This is a genomic window from uncultured Clostridium sp., assembly GCF_947072515.1.
Lineage (GTDB): Bacteria > Bacillota > Clostridia > Clostridiales > Clostridiaceae > Clostridium.
In genome coordinates this window covers 1-15,448 of record NZ_CAMTIG010000024.1, presented here as the reverse complement: position 1 = coordinate 15,448, position 15,448 = coordinate 1, and the positions used below count along the sequence as shown (strand labels likewise).

Below are 15,448 nucleotides of genomic sequence, written 5' to 3'. Positions count from 1 at the left end.
CTCTTAGGAATAATAATCATTCTTTATTATTTAATAATTATTATTATATAGATTGATTAATCTCTATATTTAAGCTACAATAGTAATATTAGTTTAGAGGGGGCATAATTTATGATATCAAAACTTTTAGTAAATACTTTTGTAAAAGATAATACTAACATTAAAGATAAAAAAGTTAGAAATAACTTTGGTACACTAGGCGGTGTAGTTGGAATTATAGTTAATTTAGTTCTTACTGCTATAAAAATTTCAGTAGGTGTTGTAACTGGAAGTGTAGCTATAACTGCTGATGGAGTTAATAACCTTTCTGATGCTGGTTCTTCTATAATTACTATAGTTGGATTTAAAATGTCTAGTAAACCAGCTGATAAAGAACATCCCTTTGGGCATGGTCGAATAGAATATATTTCAGCACTTGTAGTTTCTTTTTTAGTAATCTTAGTTGGGCTTGAATTTATTAAGACTTCTTTTGATAGAATTCTTCATCCTGGAAAAGTTACTTTTGAAGTTATTCCTTTTATTCTTTTAATAGTTTCTATACTTTTAAAAGTTTGGCTTGCTGGATTTAATAAATATATCGGAAATAAAATAGATTCTAATGCTTTAAAGGCTGCAGCTATTGATTCTTTAGGTGATGTTTTTGCATCAAGCTGTGTTGCGATTTCATTTTTAGCATCTAAATTCACTAACTTTCCTATTGATGGCTATGTAGGAGTCGTAGTTGCATTAATTATCGTTTATTCTGGATATTCATTAATTAAAGATACTTTAAATCCATTACTTGGTGAAGCACCAGACCCAGAGCTTGTTAGTGAGTTAGAGGAACTTTTACTTTCATATCCTCACATTACAGGAATTCATGACTTAATTATCCATAACTATGGACCAGGACGTTGTATGGCATCTGTTCATGCAGAAATTCCATCAGATATAGATATAATGGAAATTCATAATATTATAGATAAAGCTGAACGTGAAATTTCACAAAAACTTGAACTATATCTTGTAATTCACATGGATCCTATTTGTTTAGAAACAGATGAAATTAAAGTTGCTCATTCTGAAGTATCAAAGATTATAAAATATAATCCATTAATAAAATCAATGCATGACTTTAGAGTAGTCGGTGAAGGTAATGTTAAAAATCTTATTTTTGATGTTGTTGTAGATTCAAAAAATCTAAGCAAAATAATGAATGAGAAAGATTTAAAATCTGACATAACTTCTTCAATAAAAGAACTTCACCCAGAATACAACTGTATTATAACTATAGACCACGATTTTACTTAAAAACTAGCTTAATGCTAGTTTTTTTATTGCAAAATAATACTACTTCACACTTTATTTTATTAGTTGCAAAAATATAGGCTATATTCCAATCAAATTGAAATATAGCCTATATTTAAATTTATATCTTTAATTAAAGCACTTTCGATAGAAAAGCTTTTGTTCTTTCATTTTTAGGGTTTTTAAAAATCTCTTCTGGATTTCCTTCTTCCATAACTATTCCTTCATCTATGAAAAGTATTCTATCTCCAACTTCTTTTGCAAACCCCATTTCATGAGTAACTATAATCATAGTCATCCCTTCATTTGCAAGAGATTTCATTACCGACAATACTTCTCCTACCATTTCTGGATCTAAAGCTGATGTTGGCTCATCAAAGAGCATTACATCTGGTTCCATAGCTAATGCTCTAGCGATAGCTATCCTTTGCTTTTGTCCTCCCGAAAGAGAATTAGGATAAGCATTTACTTTTTCAGAAAGTCCTACTTTTTCTAATAATTCTAAAGCTTTCTTTTTACTTTCCCCTTTACTCTTTTTCTTTACATTCATAGGTGCTAAGGTTAAATTTTCTAATACAGTTTTATGAGGAAAAAGATTAAACTGCTGAAAAACCATTCCCATCTTTTCTCTTATTTTATTTATATTTGTTTTTTTATCAGTAATACTTTCTCCCTCAAATATTATCTCTCCATCTGTTGGTATCTCTAAAAGGTTAAGACATCTTAGAAATGTACTTTTTCCTGAGCCTGAAGGCCCTATAATAACTACGACTTCACCTTTTTTTACTTCTTCATCTATTCCACATAAAACATTATTATTTCCAAAACTTTTTTTTAAATTTTTAACGGATATCACTTGCCTTCATCCTCCTTTCAATATACTTCATTAAACGTCCTAATGTAAAAGTCATTACAAAATAAAATACTGCAACTACAATTAATGGTTCAAAAGGCTTATATGTTGCTCCCTTTACTATATTGGCAGTAAACATTAATTCATGTACTCCTATTACAGAAGCCATTGAAGATTCTTTTATTACTACTACAAATTCATTTCCTATGGCAGGAAGAATATTTTTAACTGCTTGAGGTATTATTATCATTCTCATAGCCTGTCCTCTATTCATCCCTAAACTTCTTGCTGCTTCCATTTGCCCCTTATCAACAGCTTCAATTCCTGCTCTAATTATTTCTGATACATAGGCTGCTGAATTTAATGATACTGCAATTATTGCTGCATAAAGTGCTTCTATATCCATCCCTAAAAATAATGCACTACCTGAATAAACCATAGTTATTTGTAATATCATAGGAGTTCCACGAACTACTTCTACATAAGTAGATGCTATTATATTTAATGGCTTTATACCAAATATTTTAAAATTTATTGACTTGAAAAAATATAGAACTGACCCCATTACTGTTCCAAATAGAACCGCTATTGCTGATATTATTAATGTTAATTTAGCTCCCTCTAAAAATACTGGAAAGTATTCTGAAAGAAAACTAAAATCTAATGTATACCCCATATTTCCCTCTTCCTTAATTAGCTATTTTATTTGCATTTATTATAAACTTCTCAAGTTCTCCACTATCAAGTAATCTTTTTATAGTTTTATTAGCTTCTTTTATTAACTCATTTTCACCTTTTTTAACTGCTATTGAGTTTCCGCCACCATCTGCTTCAAATTCTATTGGTGCTAACATCATTTCTGGATTTTTTTCTATTGCCATTTTTGCTACTGGTTCTTCTGTTATTAATGCTTTTATTTTTCCTGTTTTTAGTTCTAAAATTAAATTATTTACATCTGCTAAAAGTGTTGGATTTATCGCTTTCACCTTTTCATTTGCTAGTTTTTCTTGAGTTGATCCTAGTTGTGCACCTATTTTAACACCTTCTAAGTCTTCTATTTTCTTAAATTTTTCTGCATCCTTTTTATTTATTAATACTCCATGTTTTGCTTCATAATATATGTCTGAAAATGTAACTACTTTTTCTCTTTCTGGATCAGGGTTCATTCCTGAAATTATCATATCTATTTGTTCTGCCGTTATTGCTGATAAAAGTGAATCAAAGGACATATCTTTTATTTCTAATTTAACTCCTAAGTCCTTAGCTACTTCATTTGCTAAATCTACATCAAATCCAACTAATTTCTTTTCTCCATTATCCATAATATAAAATTCATATGGAGCATAGTCACCACTAAGTCCTACAACTAATTTTCCATTCTTCTTTATTTCTTCTAGCTTATTTTCTCCCTTTGTTTCTCCATCTTTATCAGACTTGCTTCCACAAGCTCCTAAGCTAAACATCATTATTCCTGTAACTGCTACTACTAATATTTTTTTTAATAATCCCTTTTTCATTTTATGCTCCCCCTCTTTTTTCAATTTTATTACTTTTTTTACTTTTTATAACTTGGTATAATTATACATTTAAAATTCATTTTTATGCAAGCTTTTTTTATATTTTTTTAATTTTATTTATTTTGTCTGCATTTCACGTACATATCGAAGGTTTTTATATGTATTTATTCTTCTACTCATATATATTTATGCATTACATATTTATATATTTCCTATTTTTTATAATCTTATTTTTTGTAGACGTATACCCAATGAACCTTTTTCCATTTAAAAGTATATATTGTATTAACTTATATCAAAGGAGTGATTTATATTGGATAAAAATAAAGATCGTCACATTTTTCTTGGTGGAAATACTTCGGAGGGCTTCTGTTCTTTCTTTGATCATATAATCGATAGAGAATCAGCACAAAAAATAATCTGCCTAAAAGGCGGGCCTGGAACTGGAAAATCTTCTTTAATGAAAAAAATTGCTTTTCATTTTAATACTCTAGGTTATAACATAGAACAATTTCATTGTTCTTCAGATGACCATTCTTTAGACGGTGTTGCTATTCAAGAATTGGGATTTGCCATTGTTGATGGAACTGCACCTCATATTGTTGATCCTGAATATCCTGGCGCATTAGATAAAATAGTTGATTTAGCAGTTGCTTTAAATAAGCCAAATATGATTCCTCATAAGGATGAAATTATGGCTTTAAATGCGTCAATATCTAACCTTTTTAAAAGAGCTTATAAATATTTTAATGCTGCTAGTGTTTTATATAAAGATTGGGCTGATTTAAATTACAGCACTTTAGACAAAAATAACTTAGCAAAATTAAATCTTTCTATTAATGATTCAATTTTTCCTAATTGTAGAATAGCTCCTATCGGAAAAAAACGTCATTTATTCGCTACTGCTTTTAGTCCTAATGGCGTAGTATCTTATCTTGATACTTTAGCTTCCGACTTAAATTCTATATATATTTTAAAAGGTGAGCCTGGACTTTGTAAAAGTGAATTACTAACACAAATTTCAGATACAGCTATTGAATATGGTTATAATGTAGAGTTATATCATAATACTCTTCTGCCTGAAAAACTTGCTCATGTCATAATCCCTGACTTGAATATTGGTATATTCTCTGAAAGTGAAATTTCTAAATTAAACTTTACAGGAACTATTTTTAATCTTACAAATTTATGTGATCAATCAAAGTTAATAGCTGTAAAAGAAGAAATAGACTTTAATAAAGTTGAATTTGAACTTCTTCTAGATAAAGGCCTTTCTTTAATAACAGAAGCTAAATCACTTCATGATAAACTGGAAACTTACTATGTAGGAAATATGGATTTCAATAAAATTAATGATATTTTTGATGAAATAGTAAAAGAAGTTGAAGCACTAATTTAAATTAATTTATACTAAAAAAATGGCTAAATAAAAATAACCCCTGATAGTTTAATTTTAACTACCAGGGGTCTTTTATCTCTTCTCTATTACTTCTTACCTATTCTCTAAACTATTTCTTTTCTATAACAGAAAGTCTATGAAGTGCTCTAGTACACATTATATATTTAACTAAGTTTGGAGAATCACCTTCATCTAAAATAATAACTCCATCAAATTCTAATCCTTTTGCATAGTAAGCAGGCATTATAACCTTACCACCATTATAAATTATATCACTTCTATCAAAAGTTAAAATTTTAGTTTTTTCTTTTAATTTAGATGATATTTCTTTTAATGATTCTTTATTTTTTGTGATTACTGCAATACTTTCTAATCCTTCTTCTTCATAATCTTCAATAATTGAAAGTATTGTCTCTATACTATCTTGAAGGTTTTCAACCTTTTCTTCTAGTACCTTTTCACCATGTCTGACTAATGGAACTATTCTATCTTCTTTTAAGAATTTACTTGCATATTCCATAATTTCTTGTGTAGAACGATAACTTTTATTTAAATTATAATTAGTTACTTTATCTCCAAAGATTCTATCTAAGTTAACCATAGCTACCGATTCATCAGTTTCTATAAGCCTTTGATTACTATCTCCAACTATAGTCATACTTTGACAACCTGTCATTTCTTTTATTATTTCATATTGCATATAACTATAATCTTGTGCTTCATCTATTACCACATGCTTATAATCTTTTGTTGTCTTCTTTCCTTCAAGCTTTACCATAAGATATAATATTCCTGCTAAGTCCATATAAGTTAACTCTTCAATATTAAGAGCTTTTTTATAGACATTTACTGTTTCTTCTCTAGTTATCCATTTATTTAAAATAGTTCTAGCAGTTATAACTTCTCTTACTACTTCTCTTATTTTTATTCTTCTTTGGAAATCCAAATTATTTTTTTCAAAGATTAATTCATCTTCTTTAACTTCTTTTAATTTTTCTTCAATCTCTTTATTTAATTTCCAAACTGCTTCATCTCTTTTATCTTTAATCTTAGAAACTATTATTCTTTTTATTTTTTCATTTCTTCTAAATAGAGGCATATTTTTATAGTAATCTATAAATAAATCTTTTATCTCCTCTTTAGTCATTATAGTTTCTCCAAAGAAAACTACATCTTCTGGATTAAAATAGTTTTTATCCATATCTAAAACTATATCATTAAGCTTTTGAATAAATTCCTTAGAACTTTTCTCTTTATAGTCTTTTAAATTTTCTTTTTTCCCATTCATAGCTTCTTCCATATAATAAGCGAAACCTTTAACTTCTTCAGTTAAATTTATTTCATCCTTTGCAAAAGCTTCAAATGTCATATTATCTATTCTATCTTCTCCAAGTGAAGGTAATACCCCACTTATATAATCCATAAATATATCATTTGGTCCTAAAATTAAAACTTTATTTCCAAACTGTTTTCTATAGTTATATAAAAGATATGATACTCTATGAAGTGCTATTGTAGTTTTTCCTGAACCTGCAACTCCGTTTACTACTATCACTTTTTCTTTTGGTGCTCTGATAATTTCATCTTGTTCTTCTTGTATAGTCATAACTATATCTTTAAGCTTATCATTTGAATTATTAGTTAAAACCATTTGAAGAATTTCATCTTTTACATCTACTGCCGAATCAAAAATTCCTTTTAACTCACCTTTTTTAACTATGATTTGTCTTCTACCAATTATATTTGCTTCAATATCACCTTCTGGTGCTTCATAAGTAGCTGTTCCTAAATTTCCTTTATAAAAAAGTGAAGCTATAGGTGCTCTCCAGTCAACTATTACCGGCTCATACGTTTCTTCTGGTGTTAATCCAAATCTTCCTATGTACATTTCTTCTGGCATGTCATCTTCAATAAAGTTTATTTTTCCAAAGTAAGGACTCTCCTTTAACTTCGTAAACTCTTTAAGCTTTCTATCAATAGTTCTAAAAGCTTCTTCTTTTACATAAGCTTCATGATCAAAATATTCTAATACTTTATCTTCATCATCCCTATACTCTTCGATTACTTTTTTTCTATAATCTACTATAAATTCTGTTATATATTTTCTTTTTTCAATATAATTTATTATCTCACGATTAAGAACATTTAAGGTTTCCCCTAAATGTTCTCTCTCTAATGAGAAATCTATGCTTTTTTCCACGTAGACATCTCCTTTATGCTTTTATTTATTTTCGTTATTATCTTCAACTTCTGTAGAATTTTCAGTTTTTTCAATTGATGATTTTCCTTCTTCAGTTGATGACTTTTCTCCATCATTCTTTGGTAATTTATCTAGATTTACAGTTACTTTTCCTTTTTCTAAATCTAAGTCTTTTACCTCTGTTTCATTGTTTTCACCTGAAACTTCACCTTCATGTAACTGTTTATCTTTTTGCATTTCTTCTAATGCTTCATCTAGAGCTGCAAATTTAGCTTTTCTTTCCTCAGCTTCAATTCTAGCTCTTTCTTCATTTTTCTTAGCTATTTCTTCTAGCTTAGCTTTTCTAAGTTCTTCTGCTTTTTTCTTAGCTTCTTCAACTTCTTTTTTAGCAGCTTCTCTTATTTTATCTTTTTCTTCTTTTTTGATTTTCATTTCTGGATATTTTCTATAAACTGCATCCATAAATTCATCTCCAAAGATTGTTTCTTTTTCTAATAATACTCCAGCGATTTCATCTAAAAGATCTCTGTTGCTATTTAATATTTGTCTTGCTTTTCCGTGACAGCTTCTTACTATATTTAAAACTTCTTCATCTATAAGAGTTGAAGTTTGTTCACTACAGTTTCTAACTGCTCTACCATCTAGGTATCTATTTTGAACTGATTCTAATGCCATCATATCGAATCTATCAGTCATACCATAAACAGTTACCATACTTCTAGCTGTTTGAGTAGCTCTTTCTATATCATTTGATGCTCCTGTTGATACAAGGTTAAATACTTCTTCTTCAGCAGCTCTTCCACCAAACATTACAGTTATTTGATTTAATAAATCTTCTTTTGATACTAAGTACTTTTCATCTTCTGGTAATTGCATAGTGTATCCTAATGCTCCCATTGTTCTTGGTACTATAGTAATTTTGTGTACTGGATCTGAATCTTCAAGTAATGCTGCAACTAAAGCATGCCCAACTTCATGGAATGCAACAGCATCTCTTTCTTGTTTTGAAAGAATTCTATCTTTCTTTTCTTTACCAGCAATTATATCTTCAACTGCTTCTCTTAAATCATCTTGAGAAACTTCTTTTCTTCCTTCTCTAACAGCTCTTAAAGCACCTTCATTCATTATGTTTGCAAGGTCAGCCCCAACAGCTCCTGGAGTACTTTTTGCGATGTCAACTAAATCTACATCTGGTCCTAATTTAACATCTTTAGCATGAACTTTTAATATAGCTTCTCTTCCTGGGAAATCAGGTCTATCAACTATAATTCTTCTATCAAATCTTCCTGGTCTTAATAATGCTTTATCTAAGATTTCAGGTCTATTTGTAGCTGCAAGTATTACGATAGCTTTAGTTGAATCAAATCCATCCATTTCAGCTAGTAATTGGTTAAGAGTTTGTTCTCTTTCATCATTACTTTGTAATTGACTATCTCTACTTTTACCTACAGCATCAATTTCATCGATAAAAATGATACATGGTGCTTTTTCAGCAGCATCTTTAAATAATTCTCTAACTCTCTTAGCTCCAGCTCCTACGAACATTTCTACGAAACTTGAACCTGAGATTGAGAAAAATGGAACTTTTGCTTCTCCTGCAACTGCTTTTGCAAGAAGAGTTTTACCTGTACCTGGAGGTCCTACTAAAAGTGCACCCTTAGGTAGCTTTGCCCCTATTTCGGTGTATTTTTTAGGATCATTCAAGTAGTCTATTACTTCCACTAAGGATTCCTTAGCTTCTTCTTGACCAGCTACATCGTTAAATGTAACTCCGATTTCATCTTCCATATAAACTTTTGCATTATTTTTTCCAAAAGGCATCATTCCGCCGCCCATTTTACTTCCCATTTTAGAAAATACAAATTTCCACATAAGAACTAATACAATAGCCATTATTGCATAGCTTACTATAGTACTCATAAGTGGTGAATATGTTGAAACTTCTCCATTAACGTTAACGTTAGCTTTTTCTAGCTCTGGTAATAAGTTTTGGTTTGGTATATTAACTGTTGTTAATGTCTTACCTTTATATTCACTTGTATCTTTCGGTGTAATCATTAAGTTATCTGTTGATATAGTTACACTCGATATTTCTTGTTTTTGAAGTAAATCTTGGAATTGTGTGTATGTTATTTTTTCATTTAATGACGTATTTCTAATATATCCTGCTGATAAAACTAGGGCAACAGCTATTATTATGTATATAAGAATAGTCTTTCCCGGTCCCTTCATCATATTATTAGGATTTTGATCCTTATTCCCCTTATTTGAATTGTTTTTTGGGTCCATTCTTCCACCTCACCTTTCTCTATCTTTTCAAGAACTCAATGTCTTTAAACGGATATATTTTGAGCACAGCTCTTCCCATAATGTCCTTTGCTGGAATATATGGGTTTTTCCAAAATCGCGAGTCATATGAATTTGCTCTATTATCCCCTAAGAAGAAGTATTCCCCTTCTGGCACTTTAAACTCTTGATATGTGGACATTGGATATTTTACATAGCTTTGATCAATTTCCTTTCCGTTGACATATACATTCCCTGCCACTATCTTTACTGTATCCCCTGGAAGTCCTATAAGTCTCTTAATTAAAACTTTTCCGATCTCCTGAGAATAGAATACCACAATATCGCCTTCTTTTAAATGTTGTGGTTCGTATACTCTAGTTACAAATAATCTATCTCCTACATTTAATGTTGGTTCCATAGAACCACTTGGAATTTTTACTTTAAATATAAGAAATTTATTTATTAAAAAGGCAATTGCAAGTGCAATTAAGATTGGTAATATCCAATCAAAAAATATATTGTTTTTTTTAATTTTTTTTACTTTATTAGAACCTTGTACTTTTCTATTGGACTCTGAAGTTATTTTCTCTACTCCATTCATATTCTCTTCTGTCATTTATCCACCCACGTTCCTTTTTATAACTAAGTATTCTCTATTAGTATATCATAAAAAATATATAAAATTCTTTACTTCTTATGTAAATTAATTATATCTTAATAGAATATATCTCTCTCTTTATATATTGCCCTTTTTTTCAATATACAATCAATTAAAACTCAAAATATTTTAATTATTACTCTACAAATTTACATTATTATATACTAAAAAATACTTCTATAGCAAATTTTATCTAATTTCACGAAAAAAAACTAGACTTAGCCTAGTTTTTAATGAATTTTATTTTAAAATTTTTATTCTATCAAATGGATAAAACCTAAAAAAAGCCTTTCCTTTTATCTCACTTTGCTTAATATATGGGTTTTCCCAAACTCTACTATCCTTGGAATTTGCTCTATTATCTCCTAAGAAAAAATATTCTCCCTCTGGAACAGTATATTCTCCATAAAATTCTTCTGGATATTTTACATAGTCTTCTTTAATCTCTTCATTATTTATATAGAGTTTATCATTTTCAAACTTAATCTTATCATTTGGTAATCCCATAACTCTTTTTATAAATAATGTATCTTCTACATCTTCTTTAAAGTTAAAAACTAAAATATCCCCTCTTTTAATATTCTCATAATTATATATTCGTCTTACTACCATCCTATCTCCTACTTCTATTGTTGGTAGCATCGAACCACTTGGTACATAAATTGAAAAAATTAAAAACTTATTTATTAGTATAGTTAGAATTATTCCACCAATTATTGCAATTGCAAATTCTTTACCTGAATCCTTTAACTCCTCTTTCATAAAACCACCCAAACCCTTCTATGAATATTTTACCAAATTTTGTAATTTATTTCTATAGAAAGGTTTTAGTTTTTTACATTAAATTACTTCATTTCTTAATATATCTTCATAACTTTCTCTTTTACACACAAGTCTTTCTTTTTCGTCCTTAACCATAACTACTGCAGCTTTAGGTATTTTATTGTAGTTATTTGACATTGAATACCCATATGCTCCTGTTGACATTATAGCTAATAAATCGCCACTTGAAACAGCAGGTAATTTAATTCCTTTTAAAAGAATATCCCCTGATTCACAACATTTTCCTGAGATTGTTACTTCTTCACTTGAATCATGAATAACTCTATTTGCCACTATACATTCATAGTTTGCATGATATAAAGCTGGTCTTATATTATCAGTCATTCCGCCATCTACTGATACATATTTTCTTATTTCAGGAATATCTTTTATTGATCCTACAGTATAAAGTGTTATTCCTGCATTCCCAACAATAGATCTTCCTGGTTCTATAACTAACTTTGGCATTTCTAATTCTAATTCTTTACATACATGATCTGCTTTATTTAATATAGCTTCACAATATTCTCTAGTTTCTCTTGGACTATCCTCATCACTATAAAATATTCCAAATCCGCCACCTAAGTCTAATTCTTTTATTAGGTATCCAGTTTCTTTTTTTACTCTATTTATAAGTTTTAACATTATTTCAGTTGCATCTTCATAAGGTTCAATTTCAAATATTTGTGAACCAATATGACAATGTAATCCTAGTAGATTTATATTTTCAAGTTCTATTGCCTCTTTTATTGCATTTATTATTGTATTTCCTACTGGTGCAAATCCAAACTTTGAATCGATTTGACCTGTTTTTATATACTCATGTGTATGAGCTTCTATTCCAGGAGTTATTCTTAAGTATACATTTTGAACTTTCCCATATTTCTTAGCTAACTCGTTAAGATGTTCAATTTCAAAAAAGTTATCAACAACAAATGTTCCTACACCTAATCTAATACCTAGTTCTATTTCATCTAATGTTTTATTATTTCCATGAAACAATAATTTTTCTACAGGAAATCCAGCTTTATAAGCTGTATATAATTCCCCGCCTGACACTACATCCAAGTATAAACCTTCTTTTTGGATTATTTTACACATTGCAAGAGTCAAAAAAGCTTTACCAGCATATGCAACTTTATTTCCATTTTCTTTGCATCTAAAATTTTCATAATAATCTCTACAATTATTTTCTAATAATACTTCATCCATTATATATAATGGTGTACCATATTTATCCGCTAGTTTACTTACTTTTATTCCCCCAACGCTTAGCATGTTTTCTTCTACATTCATAGTTCCAAATAATTTCATATTCATTCCTCCACTATTTTAGGTAAAACAAAACGCCACAGTTTTAATCTGTGACGGGTAATAGCGTTTATCTGGTTCGTGTCTAATAGCTTTTTTGGGTACACCAAAAAAAACTATCTCTGTAGCACTCCACATTATGTGACAGTGATATGTATATTCTACATATCCCCAGAAAGCCTTCTTGCGGTCGGCTAACTTCGGCCATTGCACCTTTCCTTATTAATCACAGTTTGCAACTCCTAATAAGTACTATTTACTCTAGCTCCTCTACCCTTTTATTTTGTCTCTCTATTATTTTTTTTATTTTGCTTATTTTTAATAATATCATAAAATTCTGAAATTACAATAATAGGATATAAATTTTATACATTTATTCATTTTTGTTTTTTTGTCTTCATTTTTGCTATTTTTTCTTCATTTTCATGCTTTTTTCCTAATTTATATATATTTATCTTCTTCTTCATTTTTTTATCGCAGTTTTTATTCTTTTTCCTCTATCTTCCGTTTACCATTTATATCCTTATAATACCATCTTTATTCTTTACTCTTATTTTTATTCCTATTCATGTAAAAGTGTTACATTTTATTTTTGTCCTTTTCTTTCTCTATATATGTCCATTAATTCACTCATAATTTCTGCACCAGCTGGCGGTGTATATGTTATGGCATTTGCTCCTGCTTCTATAGTTTCTTTTATACTTTCTATAGTTGGCCCTCCTGTTGCTATTATAGGGAATGTTGGATGCTTTTCTCTTATATTCTTTATTATTGTGCTTGTAGATTTCCCACCTGAAACATTCAGTATAGTTGCTCCACTCTCTATTCTCTCTTCAATATCTTCTTCTTCTGAACATACTGTCACTATTATAGGAATATCTATAGTTTCTTTTATATTCCTTACAATATCATTAGAAGTCGGTGCATTTACAACTACTCCTATTGCTCCTTTAAATTCCGCATCTAAGGCTAGATTTACAACTCTTATTCCTTGAGTTATTCCTCCACCAACACCACAAAAAACTGGTACATCTGCTGCTGTTATTATTGCTTCTGTTATTTTAGGTTGTGGCGTAAAAGGATATACTGCCATTATTGCATCTGCATTTGTATTTTTTATCATTGCTACATCTGTAGAAAACAATATACTTTTTATTCTTTTACCAAATATTTTTATTCCTGAACAATTTCTTATTACATCAGGTACTTTTACTATATGACTTCTCAGTACCCCCATCACTTCTGGCACAAATTTTACATTATCACTCATAATCTTTCGCTATTTTAATAGCTTTCCTCCTCCCAACATTTTATACATATTAATATTATATATTCTTTATCCTTTCTTGAGAATATTTAACTTATTAGAAAAAAAATTTTTTTTAACACTATTTATGGAAAATATACTATAATAAAATAAAAATGAATATTATGTTTATTATTATAACGTATAATGAACATTTTTATTTGAGAGGTGAATTTTTTGTTCAAAAAAGAAAAATTTTTTCGACCCTATAAGGTTTTACTTATTCTTTATTCCTTATTTCTATTAGGAGGACTCTTCACTTCAACTCCCTCAGAAATCTTAATCGGATTAAAAAATATTTTACTTACACCCGATATCTTAATTACTGATTATGTAGCCATTGGAGGAATTGGTGCTACTCTTTTTAATGCAGGTTTAACTAGTATTATAAGTATTTTTATCTTAATCCTTTTAAAAATCAAACCCAATGGTTCTACTATCATGGCTTTATTTTTAATGACTGGATTTTCTTTCTTTGGTAAAAATCTTCTTAATATTTGGCCTATTATGTTTGGTGTATACCTTTTTTCTAAACATCAAAAAGAGCCATTATTAAACTATAGTCTTGTTATGTTACTATCTACGGCCCTTGCCCCTACAGTAAGTCAACTTAGTTTTACTTCTGATAATATTTACTTAGGTCTTATCTTAGGTGCAGTCATAGGTATAATAACAGGATTTATCTTAGCTCCTATTGCAAGTCATTGTATTCTTGCTCACTCTGGATATAATTTATACAATATCGGCTTTGCAGGAGGCTTAATCGCTACATTACTAATGTCTATTTTCAGATCCTTTGGGATTGATTTTGAGACGAGACTTATTTGGTATTCTGGAAAAGATCCAGCATTATTCTTTTTTATGATTGCTGTTTCTTTATATCTTATTTTAATGGGAATTTACTTTGGTATAAACAAAAGGGACAAGCTACAAAAAATTTCGAAACATTCTGGGAAGCTAGTTACGGATTTTTATTTTTTATATGGAGATACTACATATATAAACATGGGAATTCTAGGATTATTTTCGACTTTATTTCTATGTTTAATTCAAGCTCCATTAAATGGACCTACTATGGGTGCAATATTCACTATTATTGGCTTTGGTGCTTTTGGAAAGCATCTAAAAAATATTATTCCAGTATTAATAGGTGCCCTTATAGCAGGAATATTAAACGTAAATCCTTTATCTAATCCCGGTATAATTTTATCTATCCTATTTAGCTCTTGTCTTGCACCTATTGCAGGAAAATTCGGAGTATGGATGGGTATAATTGCAGGATTTTTACATGTTTGCTTATGCATGAATGTTGGTTATCTTCATGGCGGACTAAACTTATACAATAACGGGTTAGCTGGTGGTTTAGTTGCTATGATTCTAGTTCCTTTAATAACAACATTTAGAAGAGAGGTTAGACAAGATGAATTTTAAAACTGAAAAAGATTTAAAGATAATAAACGAATTAATGGCATATTGCTATCATTACAGTACTAAAGATATTACTGTAAATATAAAATCTGATCAACAAACTACTTTTATTTCACTTAAGGCTAATATTCCTAATTTCACTCAATCAGCCTTAGAAAAGCTTTTATCTTCTTTAAATAGCCCACGCCAACGTGAAGTAGAACAATATTACTGGCAAATCGGTGGTGAATGTGAATTCGATTCCGAATTAACTTTAGTTGGTATGATGACGGATAAAGTAGATATTACTTATGATAATAATTTTTTAAATATTAACCTTGAAAGGACTTCTTTGTAGTTAATAGATAAGAGGTAAAAGTAAAAAGGTATAGAGGAAAT

General features: G+C 29.3%; 13 protein-coding genes and 1 riboswitch. Of the genes, 4 read left to right on the top strand and 9 right to left on the bottom strand.

The annotated features are described in order from the left end of the window. Positions 1-111 precede the first annotated feature (111 nt). Positions 112-1,290 (top strand): cation diffusion facilitator family transporter, encoded by a 1,179-nt coding sequence (locus tag Q0W06_RS10360; protein ID WP_297634817.1) that lies wholly within the window; start codon positions 112-114, stop codon positions 1,288-1,290. A gap of 130 nt (positions 1,291-1,420) precedes the next feature. Here Q0W06_RS10360 and Q0W06_RS10355 read toward each other — a convergent pair whose 3' ends face one another. The 3 genes from Q0W06_RS10355 to Q0W06_RS10345 are packed head-to-tail and all read right to left on the bottom strand — an operon-like array spanning position 1,421 to position 3,657. Beyond that, complete coding sequence (locus Q0W06_RS10355) at positions 1,421-2,143, bottom strand: amino acid ABC transporter ATP-binding protein (RefSeq protein WP_297634814.1); 723 nt, start codon at positions 2,141-2,143, stop codon at positions 1,421-1,423. After that, complete coding sequence (locus Q0W06_RS10350; protein WP_297634811.1) at positions 2,130-2,816, bottom strand: amino acid ABC transporter permease; 687 nt, start codon at positions 2,814-2,816, stop codon at positions 2,130-2,132. Before Q0W06_RS10350 ends, Q0W06_RS10355 begins: the two co-directional genes overlap by 14 nt. Before the next feature lie 13 nt (positions 2,817-2,829). After that, the gene (locus Q0W06_RS10345) at positions 2,830-3,657 is read right to left on the bottom strand and encodes a transporter substrate-binding domain-containing protein (RefSeq protein ID WP_297634808.1); all 828 of its coding nucleotides are present in this window, start codon (positions 3,655-3,657) and stop codon (positions 2,830-2,832) included. 460 nt (positions 3,658-4,117) lie between these two features. On the opposite strand from Q0W06_RS10345, the gene Q0W06_RS10340 reads away from it, so the two are divergent. After that, positions 4,118-5,056 (top strand): ATPase, encoded by a 939-nt coding sequence (locus Q0W06_RS10340; protein WP_297634805.1) that lies wholly within the window; start codon positions 4,118-4,120, stop codon positions 5,054-5,056. A gap of 109 nt (positions 5,057-5,165) precedes the next feature. Here Q0W06_RS10340 and Q0W06_RS10335 read toward each other — a convergent pair whose 3' ends face one another. The 6 genes from Q0W06_RS10335 to Q0W06_RS10310 form a co-directional block, all read right to left on the bottom strand. Continuing rightward, the gene (locus tag Q0W06_RS10335; RefSeq protein ID WP_297634802.1) at positions 5,166-7,256 is read right to left on the bottom strand and encodes an AAA family ATPase; all 2,091 of its coding nucleotides are present in this window, start codon (positions 7,254-7,256) and stop codon (positions 5,166-5,168) included. A 21-nt stretch (positions 7,257-7,277) separates the two neighbouring features. Continuing rightward, complete coding sequence (ftsH, locus tag Q0W06_RS10330) at positions 7,278-9,491, bottom strand: ATP-dependent zinc metalloprotease FtsH (protein WP_297634902.1); 2,214 nt, start codon at positions 9,489-9,491, stop codon at positions 7,278-7,280. A gap of 73 nt (positions 9,492-9,564) precedes the next feature. After that, the gene (gene lepB, locus Q0W06_RS10325) at positions 9,565-10,161 is read right to left on the bottom strand and encodes a signal peptidase I (protein ID WP_297634799.1); all 597 of its coding nucleotides are present in this window, start codon (positions 10,159-10,161) and stop codon (positions 9,565-9,567) included. Positions 10,162-10,443: 282 nt separating this feature from the next. Then, on the bottom strand, positions 10,444-10,965 hold the full coding sequence (gene lepB, locus Q0W06_RS10320; RefSeq protein WP_297634796.1) for a signal peptidase I: 522 nt from the start codon (positions 10,963-10,965) through the stop codon (positions 10,444-10,446). A 78-nt stretch (positions 10,966-11,043) separates the two neighbouring features. Beyond that, positions 11,044-12,339 (bottom strand): diaminopimelate decarboxylase, encoded by a 1,296-nt coding sequence (gene lysA, locus Q0W06_RS10315; RefSeq protein ID WP_297634793.1) that lies wholly within the window; start codon positions 12,337-12,339, stop codon positions 11,044-11,046. Between the two features lie 114 nt (positions 12,340-12,453). Further along, positions 12,454-12,617, bottom strand: a riboswitch (Lysine riboswitch). A gap of 305 nt (positions 12,618-12,922) precedes the next feature. Beyond that, a complete protein-coding gene (locus tag Q0W06_RS10310; protein WP_297634790.1) occupies positions 12,923-13,606 on the bottom strand; it encodes a hydrolase in 684 nt (227 codons plus the stop codon). Positions 13,607-13,864: 258 nt separating this feature from the next. Here Q0W06_RS10310 and Q0W06_RS10305 point away from each other — a divergent pair, with 258 nt between their 5' ends. Both Q0W06_RS10305 and Q0W06_RS10300 read left to right on the top strand, forming a co-directional pair. Further along, positions 13,865-15,073 (top strand): DUF1576 domain-containing protein, encoded by a 1,209-nt coding sequence (locus Q0W06_RS10305; RefSeq protein ID WP_297634899.1) that lies wholly within the window; start codon positions 13,865-13,867, stop codon positions 15,071-15,073. Beyond that, positions 15,063-15,407 (top strand): hypothetical protein, encoded by a 345-nt coding sequence (locus tag Q0W06_RS10300; protein WP_297634787.1) that lies wholly within the window; start codon positions 15,063-15,065, stop codon positions 15,405-15,407. The genes Q0W06_RS10305 and Q0W06_RS10300 overlap by 11 nt, the downstream gene beginning before the upstream one ends. Positions 15,408-15,448: the final 41 nt, after the last annotated feature.

Bases quoted from the DNA above. Each gene is read 5' to 3' on its own strand.
- lepB (WP_297634799.1), bottom strand. From the start codon at position 10,161: ATGACAGAAGAGAATATGAATGGAGTAGAGAAAATAACTTCAGAGTCC.
- lepB (WP_297634796.1), bottom strand. From the start codon at position 10,965: ATGAAAGAGGAGTTAAAGGATTCAGGTAAAGAATTTGCAATTGCAATA.
- Q0W06_RS10350 (WP_297634811.1), bottom strand. From the start codon at position 2,816: ATGGGGTATACATTAGATTTTAGTTTTCTTTCAGAATACTTTCCAGTA.
- Q0W06_RS10300 (WP_297634787.1), top strand. From the start codon at position 15,063: ATGAATTTTAAAACTGAAAAAGATTTAAAGATAATAAACGAATTAATG.
- lysA (WP_297634793.1), bottom strand. From the start codon at position 12,339: ATGAAATTATTTGGAACTATGAATGTAGAAGAAAACATGCTAAGCGTT.
- Q0W06_RS10340 (WP_297634805.1), top strand. From the start codon at position 4,118: ATGAAAAAAATTGCTTTTCATTTTAATACTCTAGGTTATAACATAGAA.
- Q0W06_RS10360 (WP_297634817.1), top strand. From the start codon at position 112: ATGATATCAAAACTTTTAGTAAATACTTTTGTAAAAGATAATACTAAC.
- ftsH (WP_297634902.1), bottom strand. From the start codon at position 9,491: ATGATGAAGGGACCGGGAAAGACTATTCTTATATACATAATAATAGCT.
- Q0W06_RS10345 (WP_297634808.1), bottom strand. From the start codon at position 3,657: ATGAAAAAGGGATTATTAAAAAAAATATTAGTAGTAGCAGTTACAGGA.
- Q0W06_RS10310 (WP_297634790.1), bottom strand. From the start codon at position 13,606: ATGAGTGATAATGTAAAATTTGTGCCAGAAGTGATGGGGGTACTGAGA.